At 68.5% G+C, this 23,624-nt stretch carries 17 protein-coding genes; 13 read left to right on the top strand and 4 right to left on the bottom strand.

Annotation, left to right across the window (positions count from 1 at the left end):
- Positions 1–146: 146 nt before the first annotated feature.
- A complete protein-coding gene (gene proB / locus HNP51_RS04375; RefSeq protein ID WP_184267592.1) occupies positions 147–1,286 on the top strand; it encodes a glutamate 5-kinase in 1,140 nt (379 codons plus the stop codon).
- The gene (locus HNP51_RS04370) at positions 1,283–2,545 is read left to right on the top strand and encodes a glutamate-5-semialdehyde dehydrogenase (RefSeq protein ID WP_184267431.1); all 1,263 of its coding nucleotides are present in this window, start codon (positions 1,283–1,285) and stop codon (positions 2,543–2,545) included. Before proB ends, HNP51_RS04370 begins: the two co-directional genes overlap by 4 nt.
- Positions 2,546–2,678: 133 nt before the next feature.
- On the opposite strand, the gene HNP51_RS04365 is transcribed toward HNP51_RS04370, so the two are convergent.
- The gene (locus HNP51_RS04365) at positions 2,679–5,495 is read right to left on the bottom strand and encodes a pitrilysin family protein (RefSeq protein WP_184267429.1); all 2,817 of its coding nucleotides are present in this window, start codon (positions 5,493–5,495) and stop codon (positions 2,679–2,681) included.
- 264 nt (positions 5,496–5,759) lie between these two features.
- On the opposite strand from HNP51_RS04365, the gene HNP51_RS04360 reads away from it, so the two are divergent.
- From HNP51_RS04360 to HNP51_RS04340, 5 genes are read left to right on the top strand one after another with little or no spacing between them, the layout of a single operon-like run.
- Positions 5,760–7,193, top strand: a complete 1,434-nt coding sequence (locus HNP51_RS04360) for an NAD(P)-dependent oxidoreductase (RefSeq protein WP_184267427.1) — start codon at positions 5,760–5,762, stop codon at positions 7,191–7,193.
- Entirely contained in the window at positions 7,190–11,716 is a 4,527-nt protein-coding gene (gene gltB, locus HNP51_RS04355; protein WP_184267425.1) for a glutamate synthase large subunit, read from the top strand. Before HNP51_RS04360 ends, gltB begins: the two co-directional genes overlap by 4 nt.
- Positions 11,717–11,775: 59 nt before the next feature.
- Entirely contained in the window at positions 11,776–14,325 is a 2,550-nt protein-coding gene (gene ligD / locus HNP51_RS04350) for a DNA ligase D (RefSeq protein ID WP_184267590.1), read from the top strand.
- Positions 14,326–14,379: 54 nt separating this feature from the next.
- Positions 14,380–14,562 (top strand): DUF3606 domain-containing protein, encoded by a 183-nt coding sequence (locus HNP51_RS04345; RefSeq protein ID WP_184267423.1) that lies wholly within the window; start codon positions 14,380–14,382, stop codon positions 14,560–14,562.
- A gap of 23 nt (positions 14,563–14,585) precedes the next feature.
- The gene (locus HNP51_RS04340) at positions 14,586–15,047 is read left to right on the top strand and encodes a cysteine hydrolase family protein (RefSeq protein WP_184267421.1); all 462 of its coding nucleotides are present in this window, start codon (positions 14,586–14,588) and stop codon (positions 15,045–15,047) included.
- On the opposite strand, the gene HNP51_RS04335 is transcribed toward HNP51_RS04340, so the two are convergent.
- Positions 15,044–15,871: a Ku protein gene (locus tag HNP51_RS04335; protein ID WP_184267419.1), complete on the bottom strand. Its 828-nt coding sequence runs from the start codon at positions 15,869–15,871 to the stop codon at positions 15,044–15,046. The genes HNP51_RS04340 and HNP51_RS04335 overlap by 4 nt on opposite strands.
- Positions 15,872–15,961: 90 nt before the next feature.
- Between HNP51_RS04335 and HNP51_RS04330 the strand changes: the two genes are divergently transcribed.
- Together HNP51_RS04330 and HNP51_RS04325 are read left to right on the top strand one after the other, a co-directional pair.
- Entirely contained in the window at positions 15,962–16,624 is a 663-nt protein-coding gene (locus tag HNP51_RS04330) for a DUF1345 domain-containing protein (protein WP_184267417.1), read from the top strand.
- Positions 16,625–16,941: 317 nt separating this feature from the next.
- Complete coding sequence (locus HNP51_RS04325; protein WP_409360097.1) at positions 16,942–18,438, top strand: DEAD/DEAH box helicase; 1,497 nt, start codon at positions 16,942–16,944, stop codon at positions 18,436–18,438.
- A gap of 280 nt (positions 18,439–18,718) precedes the next feature.
- Here the strand turns inward: HNP51_RS04325 and HNP51_RS04320 are convergent, their stop codons facing one another.
- Both HNP51_RS04320 and HNP51_RS04315 read right to left on the bottom strand, forming a co-directional pair.
- Entirely contained in the window at positions 18,719–20,014 is a 1,296-nt protein-coding gene (locus HNP51_RS04320; RefSeq protein WP_184267415.1) for an OmpP1/FadL family transporter, read from the bottom strand.
- Between the two features lie 180 nt (positions 20,015–20,194).
- Positions 20,195–20,953 carry a molybdopterin-binding protein gene (locus HNP51_RS04315; RefSeq protein WP_184267413.1) on the bottom strand — a complete coding sequence of 253 codons (759 nt, stop codon included), beginning with the start codon at positions 20,951–20,953 and terminating at the stop codon, positions 20,195–20,197.
- A gap of 143 nt (positions 20,954–21,096) precedes the next feature.
- Here HNP51_RS04315 and map point away from each other — a divergent pair, with 143 nt between their 5' ends.
- The 4 genes from map (at position 21,097) to HNP51_RS04295 (ending at position 23,624) form a co-directional block, all read left to right on the top strand.
- A complete protein-coding gene (gene map / locus HNP51_RS04310) occupies positions 21,097–21,918 on the top strand; it encodes a type I methionyl aminopeptidase (RefSeq protein WP_184267410.1) in 822 nt (273 codons plus the stop codon).
- Positions 21,919–22,056: 138 nt separating this feature from the next.
- Positions 22,057–22,794 carry a RadC family protein gene (radC, locus tag HNP51_RS04305; RefSeq protein ID WP_184267408.1) on the top strand — a complete coding sequence of 246 codons (738 nt, stop codon included), beginning with the start codon at positions 22,057–22,059 and terminating at the stop codon, positions 22,792–22,794.
- Positions 22,791–23,315, top strand: coding sequence for a GNAT family N-acetyltransferase (locus HNP51_RS04300; RefSeq protein ID WP_184267406.1), 525 nt, complete (start codon positions 22,791–22,793; stop codon positions 23,313–23,315). The genes radC and HNP51_RS04300 overlap by 4 nt, the downstream gene beginning before the upstream one ends.
- A 66-nt stretch (positions 23,316–23,381) precedes the next feature.
- The gene (locus HNP51_RS04295) at positions 23,382–23,624 is read left to right on the top strand and encodes a BolA/IbaG family iron-sulfur metabolism protein (protein WP_184267404.1); all 243 of its coding nucleotides are present in this window, start codon (positions 23,382–23,384) and stop codon (positions 23,622–23,624) included.

Below are 23,624 nucleotides of genomic sequence, written 5' to 3'. Positions count from 1 at the left end.
CAAACGCCCGGCAGGTTCGACCCCGCCGGGCGTTTTCTTTTGGCCCTCGCCGCAAGATTTTCACGCCGACACACGTGACCCCGGCCCGAATGATGCTCTAGGGAGATGGCGTGACCCTTCCCGCCGCGCCCTCCCCCGCTGCCGAGATCGTCGCCGAGGCTTCGCCCGCGACGGCGCTCACCCATGCCCGCCGCGTGGTGGTCAAGATCGGCTCCTCCCTGCTGATCGATCCCGCCACCCGCGCCGTCGCCCGCGACTGGCTGGCCTCCCTGGCCCAGGACATCGCCGTCCTGCGTCAGCAAGGGCGCGAGGTCATCGTCGTCTCCTCCGGCGCCGTGGCCCTGGGGCGCGGACGCCTGAACACCACGCCCGGCCGGCTGCAGGACAAGCAGGCCGCCGCCGCCGTCGGCCAGACCCTGCTGATGCACGCCTGGGAAGAGGCCCTGGCCCCCCACGGCCTGATCACCGCCCAGGTCCTCTTGACCCGCGACGACACCGAACGCCGCCGCCGCTGGCTGAACGCCCGCGCCACGGTCGAGGCCCTGCTGGCCCACGGCGTCGTCCCTGTGGTCAACGAGAACGACACCGTCGCCACCGAGGAAATCCGCTACGGCGACAATGACCGGCTGGCCGCCCGCGCGGCCCAACTGGCGCGCGGCGATCTGCTGATCCTGCTGTCCGACGTGGACGGCCTCTACACCGCCGACCCGCGCCGCGATCCGAACGCTCGCCACCTGCCCCTGGTCGAAAGCCTCGGCGCCGACATCCTCGGCATGGCCACCGGCGCCAACGCCGACGCCGGGGTCGGGACAGGCGGCATGGCCACCAAGCTGGCGGCAGCCCAGATCGCCCGCTCCGCCGGTTGCGCCACCGTCATCGCCTCGGGCCTGACCGCGCATCCGCTCAAGGCCATAGCCGACGGCGCCCGCGCCACCCTGATCACCGCCCCCGCCACGCCGCTCGCGGCCTGGAAGCAGTGGATCGCCGGCAGCATGTCTCCGGGCGGCGCCCTGACGCTGGACGACGGCGCCGTGCGCGCCCTGAAGTCGGGCAAGAGCCTGCTGCCCTCGGGCGTGGTCGCGGTCAGCGGCGAGTTCGAGAAGGGCGACAGCCTGCGTCTGCTCGACCCGTCCGGCGCCGTCGTCGGCGTCGGCCTGGCCGCCTATGCGGCCGACGAGATCGCCCTGATCCGGGGCCGCCATTCCGACGAGATCGAGACCCTGATCGGCTATCGCGGCCCCTCGGTCGTGATCCACCGCGACGACCTGGTGCTGGAGACCCGATGACCGACGTAAGCGCCCTCATGCTGGACATGGGCCGCCGCGCCCGCGCCGCCGCTGACGCCCTTCGCGCCACCACGCCGGACGCCCGCACCAACGCCCTGACCCGCATCGCCAAGGGCTTGCGCGCCGCCGAGGCCGAGATCCTGGCCGCCAACGCGCGCGACATTGAAAACGCCCGCGCTTCCGGCCTGTCCGAAGCCCTGATCGACCGTCTGGCCCTGACCCCCGCCCGCGTCGAGGGCATGGCGGTCGCCGTCGAGACCATCGCCGCCCAGCCTGATCCCGTCGGCGCCGAGATGGCGCGCTGGACCCCCGCCAACGGCTTGGACATCGCCCGCGTCCGCACCCCCATCGGCGTGTTGGGCGTCATCTACGAAAGCCGGCCCAACGTCACCGCCGACGCCGCCGCTCTGTGCATTCGCTCCGGCAACGCCGCCATCCTGCGCTGCGGTTCCGACTGTCTGGAATCCTCGCGCGCCATCGCCGCCGTGGTCGCCCCCGCCGTGGCCGAAGCCGGTCTGCCCGCCGACGCGATCCAGTTGGTCCCGGTCCCTGATCGCGAAGCCGTCGGCGCCATCCTGTCGGGGCTCGGCGGCGCCATCGACCTGATCATCCCGCGCGGCGGCAAGAGCCTGGTCGCCCGGGTGCAGGCCGAGGCCAAGGCCCCTGTGCTCGGCCACTTGGAGGGCCTGTGCCACACCTATCTGGACGCCGCCGCTGACCTCGATGTCGCCCGCCGCGTCGTCGTCAACGCCAAGATGCGCCGCGTCTCGGTCTGCGGCGCCACCGAGACTTTGCTGGTCGATCGCGCCGCCGCCGAGCGTCTGCTGCCTGCCGTGGCCGCTGACCTGATCAAGGCTGGCTGCGAACTGCGCGGCGACGCCGAGACGCGCGCCTTGATCCCCGAAGCCGCCGAAGCCGTCGCGGCCGACTGGACCACCGAATACCTGGCCCCCATCCTGTCGATGAAGATCGTCGATGGCGTGCAAGGCGCCGTGGACCACATCCGGGCTTACGGCTCAGGCCACACCGAGGCGATCATCACCACCGACGCCGAGGCCGCCGAACGCTTCGCCAACGGCGTCGACAGCGCCGTCGTCCTGATCAACGCCTCGACCCAGTTCGCCGACGGCGGCGAGTTCGGCTTCGGCGGCGAGATCGGCATCTCGACTTCCAAGCTGCACGCGCGCGGCCCCGTCGGCGCTGAGCAGCTGACCACCTACAAATACGTGGTGCGCGGTCAGGGCCAGACCCGGCCCTGATCCTTCCCCCGGATAACGGCTCCGCCGTTTCCGGGATGACGCGGGCCTCAAGTAGCGCGAAGAGCGATAGGCCCCAAAAAAAGAGGGCGACGCCGCAGCGCCGCCCTCTCCTGTTCTAGTCAGGCCCGATCCGTCAGTTGACGGGGCGTCCCTCGGTATCCACCACCTGAACCTCGCCCAGGTTCAGGGCGCGGATCTTGGGCTCGATGGCGGCGCGGTCGCCGACCACGACCCAGGTCGTCGGGCCGTCGCCGACGATGGCGCGCGCTGCGACCGAGGCCGATTGCGGCGTCGTCGCGTTCACCCCGGCGGCATAGCCGTCGTAGTAGTTCTCCGGCAGGCCGAAGACGACCATCTGGGTCAGGTCGCCCATGACCGAGGCGTTGGTCTCCCAATCCCCGGCCATGCCCTGGATCAGATTGGCCTTAACCGCGCTCAACTCGGCCTCGGTGACCGGACGCGAGCCGACCACTTCGCTCAGCTCACGGCGGACTTCGGCCGCGCTCTCGGCGGTCTTGTCGGCCTGAACCGCCGCCGTCGCCGCGAACAGACGCGGGCCGTTGGCCGTGCGCACGCCGGCGCCCGCGCCATAGGACCAGTGCTTGTCCTCGCGCAGGTTCATGTTGATCCGGCTGGTGAAGGCGCCGCCGAGGGCCGTGTTGAAGGCGACCTGCGCGGGTTGGGCGGCGGCGTCGAAAGCCGGAGCCAGACGGCCCGCCGTAATGATCGACTGCGGGCCGGCGCGGTCCACGATCAGGACGCGAGGCTTGGCAGGCGGGGTCGCCGTCACCACCGGGGCCTTGACCGGCAGTGGGGTCGAGGGCGCGCGCCATCCGCCCAGGGCCCGCTCCAGCTGGGTCTTCAGCTCGGCCATGCTGATGTCGCCGACGACGACCAGGGTGGCGTTGTCGGGACGGAACCAGGTGTCATGGAAGGCCTTGGCGTCCGCCGGCGTCAGCGCCGCCACCGACTGCTCCGTGCCCGAGGTCGGACGGCCATAGGGGCTTTGCGGACCATAGACGTCGGCGGCCAGGATGCGGTTGGCGATGGCTCCGGGGTTGCGGTTGGCCTGCTGGATGCCCGACACCTGCTGCGCCTGGGCGCGGGTGAAGTCATCGGCGCGGAAGGCTGGGTTCTCGATGATGTCCGCAAACAGGTCCAGCGACGGCGCCAGACGCGGCGTCAGCGCCGTCAGCGACACCGAACTATAGTCCGTCGCCGACCCGGCGCCGAGCGAGGCGCCCAGCAACTGGACCCGGTCGCTGATCTGCAGGGCGTCCAGGGTCTTGGTGCCATTGGTCATCACCGCCGGGGCCAGCTGGGCGATGCCCGCCTTGTCGGCGGCGTCTGCGGCGGAACCGGCGTTGACGATCAGGTTCATGCTCACCGTCGGCACGCCGTCGCGCGACGCCAGCACCACCTTCAGGCCATTGGACAGGGTGGCGTGTTCGATGTCGGGGAAGTCAGCCGCCGGCACCGCGCCGGGCGTCGGCACGCCCTTGGAGCGGTCAACGTCCGTGGCCGCGACCTTGTAGTCAGGGAAGGGAAGGACCGACAGGGCGTAGCTGCCGTCGGTCAGCCAGGCCCGGCCTGCGGCGGTCAGGTCGGCGGGACGCGCCGCCAGGATACGATCATACCCGACCTTCCAGGCGCCGGGATCGCCCAGATAGACCTGGCTCTCGGCCAGGATGTCGGACTTGCCGCCAAAGCCGCCGATCCGCTCGGAACCGCGAATGAAGGCCGCGCCGACGTTGGTGCGGGCGCGCTCCAGCTCGTCAGCCGTCGGGCCGTCACGCAACAGCTTGGCCATTTCCTCATCGACGATGGCTTCGATCCGGTTCAGGTCCTGCCCGGGCTTGGCCGTGACCATGACCAGGAACTGGCTGCCGATCTCGGCTTCCGAGTTGAAGGCGCCGACCGAGGTCGCGATCTGATCATCGAACACCAGACGCTTGTAGAGACGCGAGTTGCGGCCGGCGCTCAGCACCTGGCCCAGCATCCCCAGATAGTCGGCGTCCGCCGTTCCCGTCGGCGGGGTGTTCCACACCTTGTAGAGGCGCGGCTGGCCGACGCGGTCGTACATGGTCTCGCTCTGAGCGCCGGTCATCTTGGCGATCATCTGGTTGGCGTGGGTCACCGGCGGGCCCGAGGGAATGTCGCCGAAATAGCGCTCGACCTTGGCCCTGGCCTCTTCCGGCGTGATGTCGCCGGCCAGGACGATGACAGCGTTGGCCGCGCCGTAATAGTCGCGGAACCAGGCCTTGACCGTATCCAGATCCGCCGCATTCAGGTCGTCCATCGAGCCGATGACCGTGTGGCCATAGGGGTGGTCGGCCGGATAGGTGGCGTTGGTGATGGCGTCCCAGACGCGGCCATAGGGCTGGTTCTCGCCCTGGCGTTTTTCGTTCTGGACGACGCCGCGCTGCTCATCCAGGCGCGCCTGATCGATGGCGCCCAGCAGATGGCCCATCCGGTCGCTTTCCAGCCACAGGATCGAGTCCAGGGCCGAGGTCGGCACGTTCTGGAAATAGTTGGTGCGGTCGGTGTTGGTGGTGCCGTTCTGATCGGTGGCGCCCAGCAGTTCCGTGCCTTTGAAGAAGTCGTTGTTGTAGTTTTCCGACCCGTTGAACATCAGGTGTTCGAACAGGTGGGCGAAACCCGAACGGCCGACCGGCTCGTTCTTGGAGCCGACATGATACCAGATGTTGACCGCGACGATCGGCGCCTTGTGGTCCTCATGGACGATCAGGGTCAGACCGTTCGGCAGCACCATCTTGGTGAAGGGGATGCTCACGTCCGGCAAGGCGGGAAGGGCTGCGGCCGCGGCCCGGTTCTGCGCGGCGGGCGCGGAGGCCGGGGCCGGGGCCGGCGCGGCGTGAGCGGCGGCGGCGGCCAGAAGGCTGGCGGCCACCCCGCCCATAAGGGCCAGACGGCGAGCGGTGATGGTCATGAAATTCCCCCGATGCGATGTCGCAATGAGGGGACCGTAACGTCGCTATTCCACTAGAAACAAACCTTTCAGAAATTTAATCCGCCCGCCGGTCTGCTCAAGCTTCAGCCAGGCACGAAACATTGCTGCATCGCACACGCCAAAACGGTCAATCCATGCTCATGCTTTGGCGCTAGAGCGCATCATCATGCCAGGATGCATGATTTTTGGAGCCTTTATCGAAATATATTTGCACTACCGCGCCAGATTTCGCTTAATGAGCAGATGCAAAAAGGTGGCCGTTCCAACCCTGGTGGTTTTCTGATCGAGCAGCGTCGGCTGGATAAACAGCCCGCTGATCTGCGCGTACGCGCCTTTACGGAGATCACGCTCAAACCGACCGCCGACAGCGGCGCGGCTCAGGCGTCGCGTTGCACCGACTGCGGCGTGCCCTTCTGTCAGAACGCCTGCCCGCTTCAGAACAACATCCCCGACTGGCTGGCCCTGTCGGCGGACGGCGACCTGCGCGAGGCCTGGCGCGTCGCCGCCGCCACCTCGACCATGCCCGAAATCTGCGGCCGCATCTGTCCGCAGGACCGCCTGTGCGAGGGCGCCTGCACCCTGCAACAGTCCGGCTGGGACGGCGTCACCATCGGCTCGGTCGAGGCCTGGATCGCCGACACCGCCTTCGACAACGGCTGGGTCGAGCCCATCCGCCCCCTGGCCGAGCGCGGCCAGAGCGTGGCCATCGTCGGCTCCGGTCCCGCCGGTCTGGCCGCCGCCGACCGTCTGCGCAGCGAAGGCTACGCCGTCACCGTCTATGACCGCCACGACCGCGCCGGCGGCCTACTGACCTACGGCATCCCGGGCTTCAAGCTGGAGAAGCGCATCGTTCAGCGCCGCGTCGACCGCCTGATCGAGGGCGGGGTCCAGTTCGTGCTCAACACCAATGTCGGCGTCGACGTGACAATGGACGAGCTGCGGTCGCGCCATGACGCGGTGCTGCTGGCCATGGGCGTCTATCAGGCCCGCACCCTCTCCGTCCCCGGTCGCGGGGCCGACGACACCGTCGCCGCGCTCGACTTCCTGATCGCCCAGAACCGCGTCGACTGCGGCGACGCCGCCGACGCCTCCGCCCCCCATGCGGCCGGTCGCGACGTGGTCGTCGTCGGCGGCGGGGACACGGCCATGGACTGCGTCCGCACCGCCATCCGCCAGGGCGCGAACAGCGTTGTCTGCCTCTATCGCCGCGACCGCGAGAACATGCCCGGCTCGGCCCGCGAGGTGCAGAACGCCGAGGAAGAAGGCGTCCGCTTCGAATGGCTGGCCGCGCCCAAGGCCCTGATGTCCAAGGGGGAGGCGGTGACGGCCGTCCGCGCCCAGCGCATGGCCCTGACTGAGGCCTCCGCCAGCGGTCGCCGCGACATCGCCCCCGTGGCCGGCTCGGACTTCGACCTGCCCGCCGATCTGGTGATCGAGGCCCTGGGCTTCGAGCCTGAAGCCTTCGCCGAGCAGCTCGACTCCGGCCTCGGCCTGAGCAAATGGAACACCCTGCAGGTGGCGCGTGGCGGTTTCGCCACCACCCTGCCCGGCGTGTTCGCCGCCGGGGACGCCGTGCGCGGCGCCTCCCTCGTCGTCTGGGCCGTGCGCGACGGCCAGGACGCCGCGGCTGAAATCGACCGTTATCTGCGCGCGCGTACCGAGGAAGCCGCCGCATGACCGACGCATCGCAACAGAACTGGCTGGCCCAGTACGAAGAGAACCGCGCCCGCCTGATCGAGGGCGGCGCCTATGACCCGTCGTCGGAACGCGACGCCTGCGGCGTGGGCCTGGTCTGCGCCATCGACGGCAAGCCCCGGCGCGAGATCGTCGAGATGGCCATCCAGTCGTTGAAGGCCGTGGCCCACCGCGGCGCGGTCGACGCCGACGGCCTGTCCGGCGACGGCGCCGGCATCATGATCGAACTGCCCCAGGCTTTCTTCGCGGCCCAGGTGCGCGCCGTCGGCCAGACCCTGCGCCCCGGCCCCATCGCGGTCGGCCAGGTCTTCCTGCCGCGCACCGACCTGGGCGCCCAGGACCACGCCCGCGCCATCGTCGAGACCGAGGCTATCCGTTCGGGCTTCTACATCTACGGCTGGCGCCAGACGCCGATGGACCTGTCGGTCGTCGGCGTGCGCGCCGACGCCACCCGGCCCGAGATCGAACAGATCATGCTGGCCGCGCCGGAAGGCATGGAGATCGAGGAACTGGAGCGCGAGCTCTTCCTGTGTCGCCGTCGCATCGAAAAGGCGGTGCAGGCGAGCGGCCTGAACGGCTTCTACCTCTGCTCCCTGTCGGCCCGCTCCATCGTCTACAAGGGCATGGTCCGCGCCGAGCTGCTGGGCCAGCTGTATCACGACCTGAACGACCCCACGGTCGTCGCCGGCTACGCCGTCTTCCACCAGCGCTACTCGACCAACACCTTCCCCGAGTGGAAGCTGGCCCAGCCCTTCCGCATGCTGGCCCACAACGGCGAGATCAACACGCTTCAGGGCAACCTGAACTGGATGCGCAGCCACGAGATCCGCATGGCGGCCTCGGCCTTCGGCGACCGCGACCATGAGGTCAAGCCGGTGGTCCAACCAGGCGGCTCGGACTCGGCGGCCCTGGACAATGTGTTCGAGGTCCTGGTCCGCGCCGGGCGTCCCGCGCCCCTGGCCAAGGCCCTGCTGGTGCCCGAGGCCTGGTCCTCGGACGACGTGGTGATGAAGCCCGAGCACCGCGCCCTCTACGCCTATTGCAATGCGGTGATGGAGCCGTGGGACGGCCCCGCCGCCCTGTGCGCCGTCGACGGCCGCTGGGTCGTGGCGGGCAAGGACCGCAACGGCCTGCGCCCCTTGCGCGCCGTCGAGACCGTGGACGGCCTGCTGCTGGCGGGCTCGGAGGCCGGTCTGGTTCCCCTGCCCGAGGGCCGGGTCAAGCGCCGCCTGCACATCGGCCCCGGCAAGCTGATCGCCGTCGATCTGAAGCACGGCCGCCTTTACGACGAACACGAGGCCGTCGACGCCCTGGCCGCCGCCCAGCCCTATTCGGACTGGCTGGACAATATGGTCGATCTGGAACCCATCATCGGCCCCGGACCCGAGCCCCGCGCCGCTGTCGGCGAGGCCCTGATCCGTCGTCAGATCGCCGCCGGCTTCAGCCGCGAGGATCTGGACCTGCTGCTCGACGCCCTGGTCCGCGACGGCAAGGAGGCGGTCGGCTCGATGGGCGACGACGCCCCGCCCGCCGTCCTGTCCAGCCTGCCGCGCCCCCTGGCCCACTACTTCCGCCAGAACTTCAGCCAGGTCACCAACCCGCCCATCGACCCCCTGCGTGAAGCGGGGGCCATGAGCCTGAAGACCCGCTTCAAGAACCTAGGCAATATCCTGGCCCAGGACGAGGCCCAGACCGAGGTCTTCGTGCTGGACAGCCCGGTCCTGACCACCGGCATGTATCAGCGGATGCTGGGCGTCATCGCCGACGGCTCGACCACGGTGATCGACTGTACCTACCCGCTGCCGGCTGAGGGCGACCGCCCCGGCGCGGGCCTGCGTCAGGCCCTGGACCGCATCCGCGACGAGGCCGAGGCCGCCGCGCGCGAAGGCGCCACCCTGATCGTTCTGACCGACGAGCACGCCTCGGCCGACCGTCTGGCCGCGCCCATGATCCTGGCCACCGCCGGGACCCACGGCCGCCTGATCGCGGCGGGCCTGCGCACCTATTGCTCGCTGGTCGTGCGTTCGGCCGAGACCCTGGACCCGCACGCCTTCGCCGTTCTGGTCGGGGTCGGCGCCACCGCCGTCAATCCGTGGCTGGCGCAGGAGCTGTTCCAGGACCGTCTGGATCGCGGCGCCTATCCGGGCCTGACGCTTCACGACGCCTGCCTGAACTACAAGCACGGCATCGAGGCCGGCCTGCTGAAGGTGCTGGCGCGCAAGGGCATCAGCATCATCTCCGCCTATCGCGGCGGCTGCGAGTTCGAGGTCCTGGGCCTGTCCCGCGCCCTGGCCGCCGAGTTCTTCCCCGGCGCCCCGTCGCGCATCTCCGGCATCGGCCTGGCCGGTCTGGAGCAGGCGGCGCTCAAGCGCCACACGTTGGCCTTCGGCGCGGCGGTCCCCTCTCCCTCGATGGGCGGCTTCTTCCGCATCCGTGCGGGCGGCGAGGCCCACGCCCATGACGCCAGGACCATCCACCTGTTGCAGGACGCGGTGAATCGCGGCGACTACAAGCGCTTCAAGCAATACTCCGCCGCCGTTCGCGAGCAGCCGGACCTGGCCCTGCGCGACCTGCTGGACTTCAAGGACGGCCTGACCCCGGTGCAGCTGCACGAGGTCGAGAGCGTCTCCGACATCCGCCGCCGCTTCCTGTCCCAGGCCATGTCCCTGGGCGCCCTGTCGCCCGAGGCGCACGAAACCCTTAACATCGCCATGAATCGGATGGGCGCGCGCGCCGTCTCCGGCGAGGGCGGCGAGGACCCGGCGCGCTACGTCCCGCGCCCCAACGGCGACAACGCCAACTCGGCGGTCAAGCAGGTGGCCTCGGGCCGTTTCGGCGTCACCGCCGAATATCTGAACCAGTGCCGCGAGATCGAGATCAAGGTGGCCCAGGGCGCCAAGCCCGGCGAGGGCGGCCAGCTGCCCGGCTTCAAGGTCACCGAGTTCATCGGCCGCATGCGTCACGCCGTGCCCGGCACGACCCTGATCAGCCCGCCGCCGCACCACGACATCTATTCGATCGAGGATCTGGCCCAGCTGATCTACGACCTGAAGGCGATCAATCCCGACGCCAAGGTCACGGTCAAGCTGGTCTCCGCCACCGGGATCGGCGCCATCGCCTCAGGGGTCGCCAAGGCCAAGGCCGACGCCATCCTGATCGCTGGTCACAACGGCGGCACGGGCGCCTCGCCCCAGACCTCGGTCAAGCACGCCGGCATGCCGTGGGAGATCGGCCTGGCCGAGGCGCATCAGGTGCTCAGCCTGAACCACCTGCGCTCCTCGGTGTCCCTGCGCGCCGATGGCGGCATCCGCACCGGCCGGGACGTGGTCCTGGCCGCGCTTCTGGGGGCCGAGGAATACGGCATCGGCACCTCGGGCCTGATCGCCATGGGCTGTCTGATGGTGCGTCAGTGCCATTCCAACACCTGCCCGGTCGGCGTCTGTTCGCAGGATGAGCGTCTACGCGCCAAGTTCACCGGCACGCCGGAAAAGGTGGTCAACCTCTTCACCTTCATCGCCGAGGAGGTCCGCGAAATCCTGGCCTCCATCGGCGCGCGTACCATCGATGAGATTGTGGGCCGCACCGACCTGCTGCGTCAGACGCGGCGCGGGGGTTCGCATCTGGACGACCTGGACCTCAACCCCCTGCTGATGAAGGTCGACGTCGACCGTCCGGGCCGCTGGGCCGACAAGGTCCGCCGCCCTGTGCCAGACAGCATCGACGCCCTGGTGCTGAAGGACGCCGCCGCCTTCCTTGAGCGAGGCCAGACGCTGGAACTCTCCTATCCGCTGAACAACACCCAGCGCACCGCCGGGGCCGGCGTATCCTCGGCCATCGTCCGCCGCTTCGGCCCAGAGGGTCCGCAAGGCCGTCTCAAGCTGAAGCTGGAAGGCATCGCCGGTCAGAGCTTCGGCGCCTTCGGGGCCAAGGGCCTGATCCTCGACGTCACGGGCGAGGTCAACGACTACGTCGGCAAGGGTCTGTCGGGCGCCGACATCCATGTCCGCCCCTATGAGTGGCGGGCCGAGCAGCAGATCTGCGGCAACACCACCCTCTATGGTGCCACCTCGGGCCGGCTGTTCGTGGCGGGCGCGGCGGGCGAACGCTTCGCCGTCCGCAACTCGGGCGCCGAGGCCGTGGTCGAGGGACTGGGCGCGCATGGCTGCGAATACATGACCGGCGGCCGCGTGGTCGTGCTCGGCGCCGTCGGCTGGAACCTGGCGGCAGGCATGAGCGGCGGCGAGTTGTTCGTGCTCGACGCTGACGGGCGCGCGGCCCAGGCCCTGAACGGCGACATGGCCGGGGTCGGCGTCCTCAACGCCGAGGCCGAGGCCCGGCTGAAGGCCCTGATCGAAGCCCACGCCGCCGCGACCGCCTCGCCCCTGGCCCGCCGCATCCTCGGCGACTGGCCCACGTTCGCGCCCCGCTTCGTCCGCATCGCGCCCAAGACCGTCCTGGCCGCCGAGGCCGCCGAGACCGACGTCAGGCTGGCCCAACCGGCCTGACGTCTCTCCCTGACTGGACGCGGCGTGAAGCCTTCGCCGCCGTGCTGCGTTCCAGCAGTATGGCGGCGCGCGGCGAACTCGACACCTATCAGGCCAAGCGGAACTTCGGCGTGACGCCGGAGCCGAAAGGCCGCAAGGCGAAAGCGCGCCAGACCGGCCTGCGCTATCTGATCCAGCGCCACGCCGCGACCCGCCTGCACTACGACTTCCGCATCGAGCATGACGGCGTGCTCAAGTCCTGGGCCGTCACCAAGGCCCCCTCGCGCGACCCTCACGTCAAACGCCTGGCGGTCGAGGTCGAGGATCATCCCCTCGATTACGGCGGCTTCGAAGGGACCATCCCGGCCGGCAACTACGGCGCGGGCACGGTGCAGATGTGGGATGTCGGCGAATGGCGTCCCCAAGACCCGGATAAGGACGCCGATCTGGACGCGGCCTTTGCAAAGGGCGTGGTCAAACTGACCCTCGACGGCGAAAGGCTGAAGGGCGGCTGGGCCCTGATCCGGCTCAAGTCGGATCGCGGGAAACCCTCCAAACGGGCCAACTGGCTGCTGGTCAAGGAGAAGGATGAATACGCCGTCGACGGCGAAGGCGACGCCCTGGCCGAGATCGACGCCTCGATCACCACCGGCCGCAGCCTGGCGGAAATCGTTGAGGGTCAGACGCAATGGACCGCCTCCAAGGCCACTGGCCGCAAGGCCCCGCCGAAGCCCAAACCACCGAAGGCGGCGCGCCCCGTCGCCCGCCCCCACGCCTTCGTCCCCATCCAGCTATGCAAGGTCGCCGACCACCCGCCCTCGGCGCCGGGCTGGGCGCATGAGATCAAGTTCGACGGCTACCGCATCCAGATCGCCGTCGGTCATGGCCGCGCCACCTTGCGCACCCGCAAGGGTCTGGACTGGACCGAGCGTTTTCCCGAACTGGCCGCCGACGCCGCCCTCTGGCCCGACGGCGTGCTGGATGGCGAGTTGTGCGTCCTGGACGAGCACGACATGCCGGACTTCTCGGCCTTGCAGACCGCCCTCTCGGAAGGCCGGACCGACCGGCTGGTCTATTTCGCCTTCGACCTGCTGTTCGACGGCCCCGAAGACCTGCGCAAGCTGCCCTTGTCGCATCGCAAGGCGCGGCTTCAGGCCCTGATCGACCGCACGCCCAAGACCGCCGCCGACCGTCTGCGCTACGTCGAGCATTTCGGCGCCAGCGGCCAGACCATTCTGGAAAGCGCCTGTCGCATGCATCTGGAAGGCGTCATCTCCAAGAAGCTGGACGCCCCCTATCGCGCGGGGCATTCGGCCTCCTGGGTCAAGTCCAAGTGCCGGGGTCGCGACGAGGTGGTGATCGGCGGCTGGTCGTCCGAGGGCGGAAGCCGCTTCCGCTCCCTGCTGGTCGGGGTCAAGACCAGGGGCGGGCTGCGCTATCTGGGCCGGGTCGGCACGGGCTATTCCGCCGCCCTGACCAGGACGCTTCTGCCCTCGCTGAAAGCCGCCGCCGCCGACCGCTCGCCCTTCACTGGCGCCAACGCCCCCGCCGCCGAGAAGAACGTCCACTGGACCACCCCGACCCTGGTCGCCGAGATCGAGCACGGCGGCTACACCGAGGCGGGGTCGCTGCGTCAGGCCGCTTTCAAGGGCCTGCGCGAAGACAAGGCGCCGTCCGACGTGACCGACGCCCCCCGCGCGCCGACAATCGTCAGCTCCGCCGCCTCCAAACCCGGCAAGCTGGTCGTCGCCGGGGTCGCCATCTCCCACCCCGACAAGGTGCTGTGGCCGGGCGTCGAGGGGCGTCCCCCGATCACCAAGGGCGACCTCGCCCGCTATTACGAGGCCGCCGCCGAGCGCCTTCTGCCGCACCTGATGGACCGCCCCGTCTCCATCATCCGCGCGCCCGACGGCATCGCCGGCGAGACCTTCTTTCAGCGCCACGCCATGACCAGTCACAGCCCCCGGCTGAAGCTGATCGACGTGCAGGAGCGCAAACCCTATGTCGCGGTCGTCGACGTCGGCGGTCTGGTGGCGGTGGGCCAGTCAGGCGGGCTGGAGCTGCATCCGTGGGGCTGCAAGCCCGGCGATCCCGAGACGCCGGATCAGATCACCTTCGACCTCGACCCCGACGAGGGTCTCGATTTCGACGACGTCATCGTCGCCGCCCGGCTGTTGAAACCCCGGCTGATAGCCCTGGGCCTGACCCCCTTCGTCAAGACCACCGGCGGCAAGGGTCTGCACGTCGTCGTGCCGATCAAGGCCGACGCCCGCAGCCGCGTCGACTGGGACGACGCCAAGGCCTTCGCCAAGGGGGTGTCGGAGGCGCTGAAGACCGATCACCCCGACCGCTTCACCACCACCCTGGCCAAGAAGGCGCGTGGCGGAAGGATCTTCCTCGACTACCTCCGCAACGGCCGCATGGCCACCGCCGTCGCCCCCTGGTCGCCCCGCGCCCGTCCCGGCGCCGGCGTCGCCCTCCCCCTGTCCTGGGATCAGGTGAAGCCGGGACTCGATCCGCGGGCTTTCAACCTGTGGACCGCCGGCGACCTGTTGCAGGCCCCCGATCCCTGGGCCGGGTTCCGCGCCTCGGCGACCTCGCTCAAGCCCGCCATTCGCAAGCTGGGCTAAGGTCCTGGCCGCCAAACGTGCTAGGCTTTGTCTTTACGGATCAAGGACACTCCCATGGCGGGCCTCAAGGACAAGCGCGGCTTCATTGACAAGGACCGGATCGACCTGTCGGAGCGTCAGTCCGTCGAATACTTCATGAAGCGCTGGGGCGTGACCAAGGACCAGATCACCGCCGCCCACCGCAAGGTCGGTCGCATGACCAAGGACATCGCCGCCGAACTGGGCAAGAAGCGCTGACCCGAGCTGCGCCGACAACGACCGTGCGTCAGGCCCTGCTGATCATCGACGTTCAGCCCAGCTTCAATCCGCCGGACTGGCTGATCGAGGGAATTAATCGCCTGATCGGGACCATGCCCTCGGTGGCCACGGTCGAGCGCCACGACGAGGCCGTCACCCCGTTCCAGCGCCAGCTCGGCTGGACGCCGGGCCCCGACGACGACAGCCTGGTCGCCGCCGACCTGATCCACGTGAAACACGGCTACGCTCCGCCCCCGGAAACCGTCGCCCATCTGAAGGCGCTGAACCCCGAGCGGGTTCTGGTCTGCGGCGTCCAGACCGACACCTGCGTCCTGGCCGCCGGTTTCGCCCTGTTCGACGCGGGCTTGACGCCGACCCTGATCAGCGATCTGACCGTCGGCTCTTCGCTGGACCGCGCGGGCGAACTGGGCGCCCGCCTGTGGCGGCACCATTTCAAGCATGTGATCAGCACCGCCGACCTCTAGCCCGCCTTCTTCTTCGGCGCGGATTTCTTGGCGGCATCCGCTTTCGACGCCGTCCCCTTCAGACTGGCCTTCAGCGCCGCCATCAGGTCGATGACATTGGTGTCGTCCGGCTCGGCCACGGCCACCACCCCCTTGCCGCCCTTCTGCTTGGCCTTGATCATCTCTTTCAGGGCCTCGTCATAGCCGTCGTGGAAGCGGGTCGGATCGAAGTCCGCCTCCTTCTGGCCGATGATGCGGGCGGCGATCTCCACCATGTCAGGGTCGGCCTTGACCTCGGGGATGTCGTCGAAAAAGTCGTCCGCGTCGCGCACCTCGTCGTGAGCGCGCAGGGTGTAGGCGACCAGCCCCTTGCCATGGACCTCCAGCGCCAGCTGCCGCTCCTTGCCGCGCAGCACCAGTTGGCCGAGCGCGATCTTGCCCGCCGTCTTCATCGCCTCGCGGATCACGGCGAAGGCTTCGACCCCCACGCCCTTTTCCGGCACCACATAGAAGGGGTCGTCCCAGTACAGCCGGTCGATGTCCGCCTCGTCGACGAACTGGTCGATGGCGATGGTCTTGGTGCTCTCCAGCCTCACCTTGTCGAAGTCGGCCTCGTCGAACAGGACGTATTCGTCCTTGGACACCTCATAGCCCTTGACCAGGTCGGACCGCTCGACCGGCCCCGTGTCCGGGTCGGTCGTCACCATGCGAATGCGGTTGTTGGTCGCCGGATTGATCAGGTGGAAGCGCACGTCATTGGCGCTGCTGGTCGCGGTGTACAGGGCGACCGGACAGGTCACCAGCGACAGCTTCAGATGTCCCTGCCAGGTGGGTCGTGCAGCCATAATCCGGTCCTCCAGCCCGGTTCAACGGGCCGACCGAGGATTTGTTCAGCCCTCTGGCCCCCCACCCAGAACCGGGCCATCATCCGCGCCATGAGCTGGATCGCCCGCCTCTACCGTCTGCACGCCGCCTTGTGGCTGGGGCTGGCGGTCCTGATCGCGGTCATCGCCCTGGCGCCCGGCGTCCGGGACTGGCCGACGCGGATCGCGGCGGGATGGGGCGCGGGCGCTGTCGCCTTCCTCGCCCTGACCTTCGCCCGCCTGTTCCGTTCCACCTCGGTAGAGGCGATTCGCAAGCGCGCCGCCGAGATGGATCAGGCGGGCGGCGCGGTCCTGCCGCTCAGCCTGCTGGCGGCGGCGGCCAGCGTCTTCATCATCGTCATGGAAGCGGCGGGCGAAGGGCGGCCGTCGGTGGCCAGCGCCCTCTTCTCCATCGGAGTCATCGCCCTGTCCTGGCTGTTCGTGCACGTCATATTCACCCTGCACTACGCCCACGAATTCTACGCTCCCGCCGAGAGCGGTCGGGACGGGGCAAGGGACGACCGCCGGGGCCTGATCTTTCCTGGCGAGGCTGACGCCGACTACTGGGACTTTCTGCACTTCGCCCTGATCATCGGCGTCGCCAACCAGACCGCAGACATTCAGATCAGCAGTCAGAAACTGCGCCGGCTCGCCACCCTGCACTCCCTGGTCGCCTTCCTGTTCAACACGGTGATCCTGGCCCTGGCGGTCAATATGGCGGTCAACCTGCTCTAGGCATTTACGCCGCTCGCCTTGACTTGGCCTTTATTGAGGCCCATCTGCGCTGCATCGCACCATGCGATGGCCGGCTTCCTGCAACGCGTGTGGGTCTTCCTCTGCGAAGACCTGATTGCAGACGCAGCTGGCGAGACCTCAGAGTCATTACGTCGTCCGGACACGCGGGGCGGCGCCCCGATCCACCCCGACGGCTTCATTCCGAAGCTCTATCGGGATTGGCGGAGCGTCTCTCCTAGCGTGCGTCGGGTCGAGAAGGCGGAGCCTTCCGACCGCACGCATCAGGACGCCGCTTCGTCCCATGCGAAAGACGTTCCGTGAGCAATATCACTTTTGAATCCATGGGCCTGAACAAGGCCCTCCTCCAGGCGCTGGACGCCACCGGCTACACCAAGCCGACGCCGATCCAGGCCAAGGCCATCCCCGACGTCATGCTCGGCAAGGACCTGCTGGGCATCGCCCAGACCGGCACCGGCAAGACCGCCGCCTTCGCCCTGCCAATCCTGCATCGCCTGGCCGAAAACCGCATCGCCCCCAAGCCGCGCACCACGCGCTGCCTGATCCTGTCGCCGACCCGTGAACTGGCCAGCCAGATCGCTGACAGCTTCAAGCAATACGGCCAGCACCTGGGCTTCCGCGTCGCCGTCATCTTCGGCGGCGTCAAGTACGGCCCGCAGGAACGCGCCCTGCAACAGGGCCTGGACATCCTGGTCGCCGCCCCCGGCCGCCTGCTGGACCACCTGCAACAAAAGACGCTGGACCTCAGCTCGACGGAAATCTTCGTCCTCGACGAAGCCGACCAGATGCTGGACCTGGGCTTCATCAAGCCTATCCGTCAGATCGTCAGCCGCATCCCGGCCAAGCGTCAGAACCTCTTCTTCTCGGCCACCATGCCGTCGGAGATCGGCAAGCTGGCCGGCGAGCTGCTGAAGGACCCGGTCAAGGTCCAGGTCACGCCCCAGGCCACCACCGTCGAGCGCATCAAGCAGTCGGTCGTCCACATCGAGCAAGGCCGCAAGCGCGCCCTGCTGACCGAGCTCTTCTCTGACGCGGCCTATACGCGCTGCCTGGTCTTCACCAAGACCAAGCACGGCGCCGACAAGGTCGCGGCCTATCTGGAAGCCGGCGGCGTTGAAGCCGGCGCCATCCACGGCAACAAGAGCCAGTCGCAACGCGAACGCGCCCTGGAAGCCTTCAAGCAGGGCAAGCTGCGCGTCCTGGTCGCCACCGACATCGCCGCTCGCGGCATCGACGTGGACAAGGTCACGCACGTGGTGAACTTCGAGCTGCCTTATGTGCCGGAAGCCTACGTCCACCGCATCGGTCGTACGGCCCGCGCGGGCGCTGAAGGCACCGCCATCAGCTTCGTCGCCGGCGACGAGATGAAGCTGCTCAAGGACATCGAAAAGGTCACGCGCCAGAAGATCCCGGCCATCGACCGTCGTAACGACAAGGCCCTGGGCATGCTCGACGCCTCGATCATGGCCGCCGGCGTCAACTCCAAGGCCACCCTGCCCGAGCGTGAAGAGCGCGGCGGACGCGGCGGTCGCGGCGGCGGCGAAGGTCGCAACCGCAACCCGCGTCGCGACGGCGTCAAGCCGGAGGGCGGCGGTCAGCCGCATCGCCTGCGCAAGCCTGCTCCGGGTCGCGCCCACGTCGAACGCCCGGTCGCCGCCTATGACCCCATGGCCGGCGAACGTCCCAAGTCCTCACCGCGCTCGGCTCCCGCAGCCGAACCCAAGGCTGTCGGCGAACTGAAGCGCCGCAGCCGTCGCCCGTCGAACGGCGGCAAGGGCTACAGCGCCCAGGGCTGATCCCTCGGATCATCACAAGTCAGAAACGCCGGGCTCTCCTCGAGAGCCCGGCGTTTTTCATTTCGGCAGCCCTTTCCTCCCCACTTGTGGGGAGGGGGACCGCGTAGCGGTGGAGGGGGCGGCGCAGACGTCAGCCGTCCAGTCGCCCCCTCCGTCACGGCCGCTATCGCGTCCGCGCCACCTCCCCATCGGCTCCGCCGACAGGGAGGAAAGGCCCGCCCATGAAAAACGGCGGCCCCCGCAAGGGAACCGCCGCATTCCTGTCAGGCCGTCGCCGGGATCAGAAGGCCCAGCGCGCCCCCATCGAGGCGACCAGGGCCGAACCCTCGGCCGTGCCGCGCAGGTGCGAGGTCGTGGCCGCCGGCGTGCCGCCGTAGAAGGTGCGGTCGTCGAAGATGTCGCTGTCGCTGAAGGCGATGTAGGTCAGACCGGCGTCGAAGGTCACGCCGGGCGTCACTTCAGTCGAAGCGCCGACCGAGACCAGCAGGCGATCGGCGTCCGGGATGCGGGCCGTGCGCAGGCTGTCGCGGGTCGGGGTCGGGTCATAGCCGACGCCGGCGCGCAGGGTGGTCTTGTCGCTGTAGGCGTAGTCCAGGCCGATCGCGCCCGTGGTCACGTCCTTGTAGTTCTGATGGATGGAATCGCCGCCGCCGGCGTATTCGACGTCGATGGCCTCAAACTCGCTCCAGCCGATGCGGTTGACCTGGGCGTTCAGCGTCAGCTTGTCGTTGACCGCATAGCGCACAGAGGCCGAAGCGAACCACGGCGTGTTGAAGCTGGCCTTGCCGGCGGTGGCGACATTGCCGCCCGCCAGCGGGCCCAGCAGGCCGGCGATGGTGATGTCGCCTTCCAGCTCATGCTCGATCTTGGAGCGGTAGCTCAGGCCGAGATCCCACGGCCCCTTGTGCGCCTGAACGCCGACGTTCCAGCCGTAGTCCCAGCCGTCGCCTTCCAGGGTGTTGGAGCCGTCCGGCAGCAGCGGCGACAGGTTGGGCAGGGCCGAGGTCAGCTTGGCCTTGACGAACTGGGCGTCCAGGCCCGCGCCCACGTCCAGCCAATCGTTGACCTGATAGGCGACGGTCAGGCCGGCGTTGGCCGAGCGCAGCTCGGACGTCAGGGCGTCATAGCGGGTGAAGGAGGCCTGCTCGTACTTGGTCGTGAAGTTGTAGGGCGCAGCCACCGACACGCCGACGGCGAAGCGATCACCGACCGGGGCAGCGAAGGCGAAGTTGGGCACCAGGCCGCTTTCGATGGGATCGACATTGGTGTTACGCGGATTGGTCACCGGCACATTGGCGCCGCCCGGATAGGTGACATAGGAGCCGTTGTTCTTGACCTCGGAATCGATCTTGATGCCGTGCATCCCGACCGAGACTTCACGGCCGCTGCGGGCGATGGCGGCGGGGTTCCACCACATCGAGCCCACGCCGCGGTCCGCCGCTTCGCCCGAGAAGGCGCGACCGGCGCCGCGCACCGATTGTTCCTGCAGATAGAAGGAGCCCGCGAAGGCCGGGGCCGCCACGGAGGCCATGAGGACAGCGAGGCCGCTGAGGCGGGCCATGTTCCTGGGAGTCATACTGTTTCACCTATGTGGTCCGCCCGTCCTTACTCATGAACGGGTCGTTGTTCGGGGAGGACGGCGACGCTAACAGCCACAGCGCTGGTGTCTCGAAAGCGTTGCCTCCAAGGCCCCTGTCGGACCGCAAATCGGCGAAACCGTGGCGGCGATGTCGCACAATTTCACACCTTGGTGAGCTTACGTTACGGCAATATCAATGCCCAAGTAACGCAGTTCTTGGGAAAGATCGTGTTCCGCAGCGTCAACTTCGGCCCGCTCTCGGCCACGGATCACCAACTGGGTTCCCACCTCTCCATCCGTTCCGAAGCCGAACGGATAGCTTCCATACGACAGGTCGGGCCGCGCCTCGGCGGCGGCCCGCAGAACCTCGGCGATGGCGCTTTCGCCGACGCCGACAACCCGGATCGTCCGAGCGTGGACCACCGCCCCGGTGCGCAGGCGCGGGGCCACGTCCTGCAGCATGGCCTCCATGATCTTGGGCACGCCGGCCATGACGAAGACATTGCCGATCTGGAAGCCCGGCGCATCCGTAGCAGGATTGGCGATCAGGCTGCCGCCCTCGGGAATGCGCGCCATCCGCCGCCGCGCCGCGTTGAACTCGCCCGGCCCGTAGCGTCGCTCCAGGATGGCCAGGGCCTCGGGATGCTCGGCCACCGCCACGCCGAAGGCGGCGCCCACGGCGTCGGCGGTGATATCATCATGGGTCGGGCCGATGCCGCCCGTCGTCAGGACATAGTCATAGGCCTGGCGCAGGGCGTTCAGAGCCCCGACAATCTGAGCCTGACGGTCGCCGACGGTGCGCGCCTCCATCAGGTCGATCCCCAGCGCCGCCAGAAAGCGGGCTATGGTGTTCAGATTCACGTCCCTGGTCCGGCCGGAAAGGATTTCATCGCCGATGATCAGGACAGCGGCGGTCGGAGCAGCTTGAGCGTTCATGGCTCCCACATAGGGAGCGCGCCGCGCCGCGTCATCGGCGCCGCCTGACGGGCTTGAGGTTTTGTGCTAGGTTGGCCATCTGACCCCAGAGTAAAAGCACCCAGCCGCGCCCTCCCCTTCTGCGGCCCGCCCGAAAGCAGATCATGTACGAGACCCCCGACCTGGATAACGACGCCTTCGTCCGCAGCCACGAAATCCGCATCCACGACGCGGACGCCTTCGAGGGCATGCGCAAGGCCGGCCGCCTGGTCGCCGAGGCGCTGGACATGATCGGCGAGCATGTGAAACCGGGCGTCACCACCGGCGAACTGGACGATCTGGTGCGCGAGTTCACCCTGGCCCGCGGCGGCATCCCCGCCTGCCTCGGCTACAAGGGCTACACCAAGACGATCTGCACCTCGATCAACCACGTCGTCTGCCACGGCATTCCCGGCGACAAGGTTCTGAAGGAAGGCGACATCGTCAACATCGACCACACCGTCATCGTCGACGGCTGGCATGGCGACTCGAGCCGCATGTATCCGGTCGGCGAGATCAACGCCCGGTCGAAAAAGCTGATCGACGTCACCTACGACGCGCTGGAACTGGGCCTGGCCCAGGTCAAGCCGGGCAACACCTTCGGCGACATCGGCTACGCCATTCAGAAATTCGTCGAAGCCCAACGCATGAGCGTGGTCCGTGACTTCTGCGGCCACGGCATCGGCCGCGTCTTCCACGACAGCCCCAACGTCCTGCACTACGGCCGTCGCGGCGAGGGCGCCGTGCTGAAGCCCGGCATGTTCTTCACCGTCGAGCCGATGGTGAACCTGGGCAAGCCGGCGGTGAAGGTGCTGTCGGACGGCTGGACCGCCGTAACCCGCGACAAGTCGCTGTCGTCGCAGTGCGAGCACACCATCGGGGTGACGGAAGACGGGCTGGAAATCTTCTCGGCCTCGCCGAAGGGCCTGTTCCGCCCGAAATTCTAGGCCCCGCTCATCCCCGCGGAGGCGGGGACCCAGAGCTTTGGCCCCGCAATCCAGCGCTTGATCCCTGCGACGGACAAGTTAGCGTCCGGCCCCAGGACTGGGTCCCCGCCTCCGCGGGGATGAGCGGATGGGGGCATCGTGTCCGACGGCGTCGCGGGAGCAATTCCAAAGCAGGCCAAGCCGCACCACGCCGGTCATCGCGAACGGCTGCGCGAACGCGCGCGCGGCGCGGGGATCCATCATCTGCCCGACTATGAGCTGCTGGAGCTCTTCCTGTTCCGCAGCCAGCCGCAGGGCGACGTCAAGCCGATCGCCAAGGCCCTGCTGACCCGCTTCGGCTCCCTGGCCGCCGTCCTGGCCGCCTCGGTCGAGGACCTGATGACCGTGCGCGCCGAGGACTCGCGCGGCCGTTCCAAGGGCGTCGGCGCCGAAACCGCCCTGGACCTGGCCGCCCTGCACGAGGTCTCGCGTCGCGTGGCCAAGGAAGAGGCCAACAAGCGCACCGTCATCTCGTCCTGGACCGCGCTTCTGGCCTATGTACGCCTGTCGCTACAGCACGAGCCGCGCGAGCAGTTTCGCGTCCTCTACCTCGACAAGAAGAACCAGTTGATCCTCGACGAGATCCAGAACCGGGGCACGGTCGACCACGCCCCCGTCTATCCGCGCGAGGTGGTCCGCCGGGCGCTGGAACTGTCGGCCAGCGCCATGATCATCGTCCACAACCACCCCTCGGGCGACCCGACCCCCAGCCGCGCCGACATAGACATGACCAAGCAGGTGATCGAGGCCGCGCGCGCGCTCGGCCTTCAGGTCCACGACCACCTCATCGTCGGCCGCGAAGGCGTGGCCAGCTTCAAGCAACTGGGTTTGATGTGACCGTCCTGACCACCGACCGCCTGACCCTGACGCCGGTCGCCGTCGGCGACATGGACGAGCTGATCGGCCTGTGGGCCGACGCCGACTTCACCCGCCACATCATGGGGCGCGGTCTTTCGGAAGAAGAGGTCTGGTTCCGGCTGCTGCGCGACCTCGGTCATTGGCAGGCCAAGGGCTATGGCAATTGGACGATCCGCGAGTCGGACACGGGGGCCTATGTCGGCAGCGTCGGCGTGCTGGACTATCGCCGCGAGATGACGCCGGCCTTCGACGCGCCGGAACTGGGTTGGGGCGTGGCGCCCGCCTTCCAGGGTCAGGGTCTGGCTTACGAGGCGCTTCAGGCGGCCCTAGCCTGGACCGACGCCTATCGGCTGGAGCCGCGCACCGTCTGCATGATCTCGCCCGACAATACGCCTTCGATCAAACTGGCCGAACGGGTCGGCTACCGCGCCTACGCCGAGACCGACTACAAGGAGTCGCGCGTCACCCTGTTTGAACGCCCCCGCGCGGTTGCGGGCTGACAGACGACGCGCACCTCTTTAGGTTTTACAGTTCAGAACCGATCTTCCGGTTTCGCGAGTAGCTTCATGCCCATGTCCGCCGACGTCCTTCGCGCCCATCTGGTCGAGGCCTTCCCCGATGCGGACATCGCTATCGAGGACCTAGCCGGCGACGGCGACCACTATCGCGCCAGGATCGTCTCCACCGCCTTCAAGGGCCTGCCCCGCGTGCGTCAGCACCAACTGGTTTACGGTGCGCTGAAGGGCCAGATGGGCGGTGAACTGCACGCTCTGGCGCTGGAGACCTCCGCCCCCGCCGAGGTCGGCTGA

The organism is Brevundimonas bullata (assembly GCF_014207965.1).
GTDB classification, from domain to species: Bacteria; Pseudomonadota; Alphaproteobacteria; order Caulobacterales; family Caulobacteraceae; genus Brevundimonas; species Brevundimonas bullata_A.
Note: the sequence above shows the minus strand (reverse complement) of the source record. Positions and strands in the feature narration are given on the sequence as shown.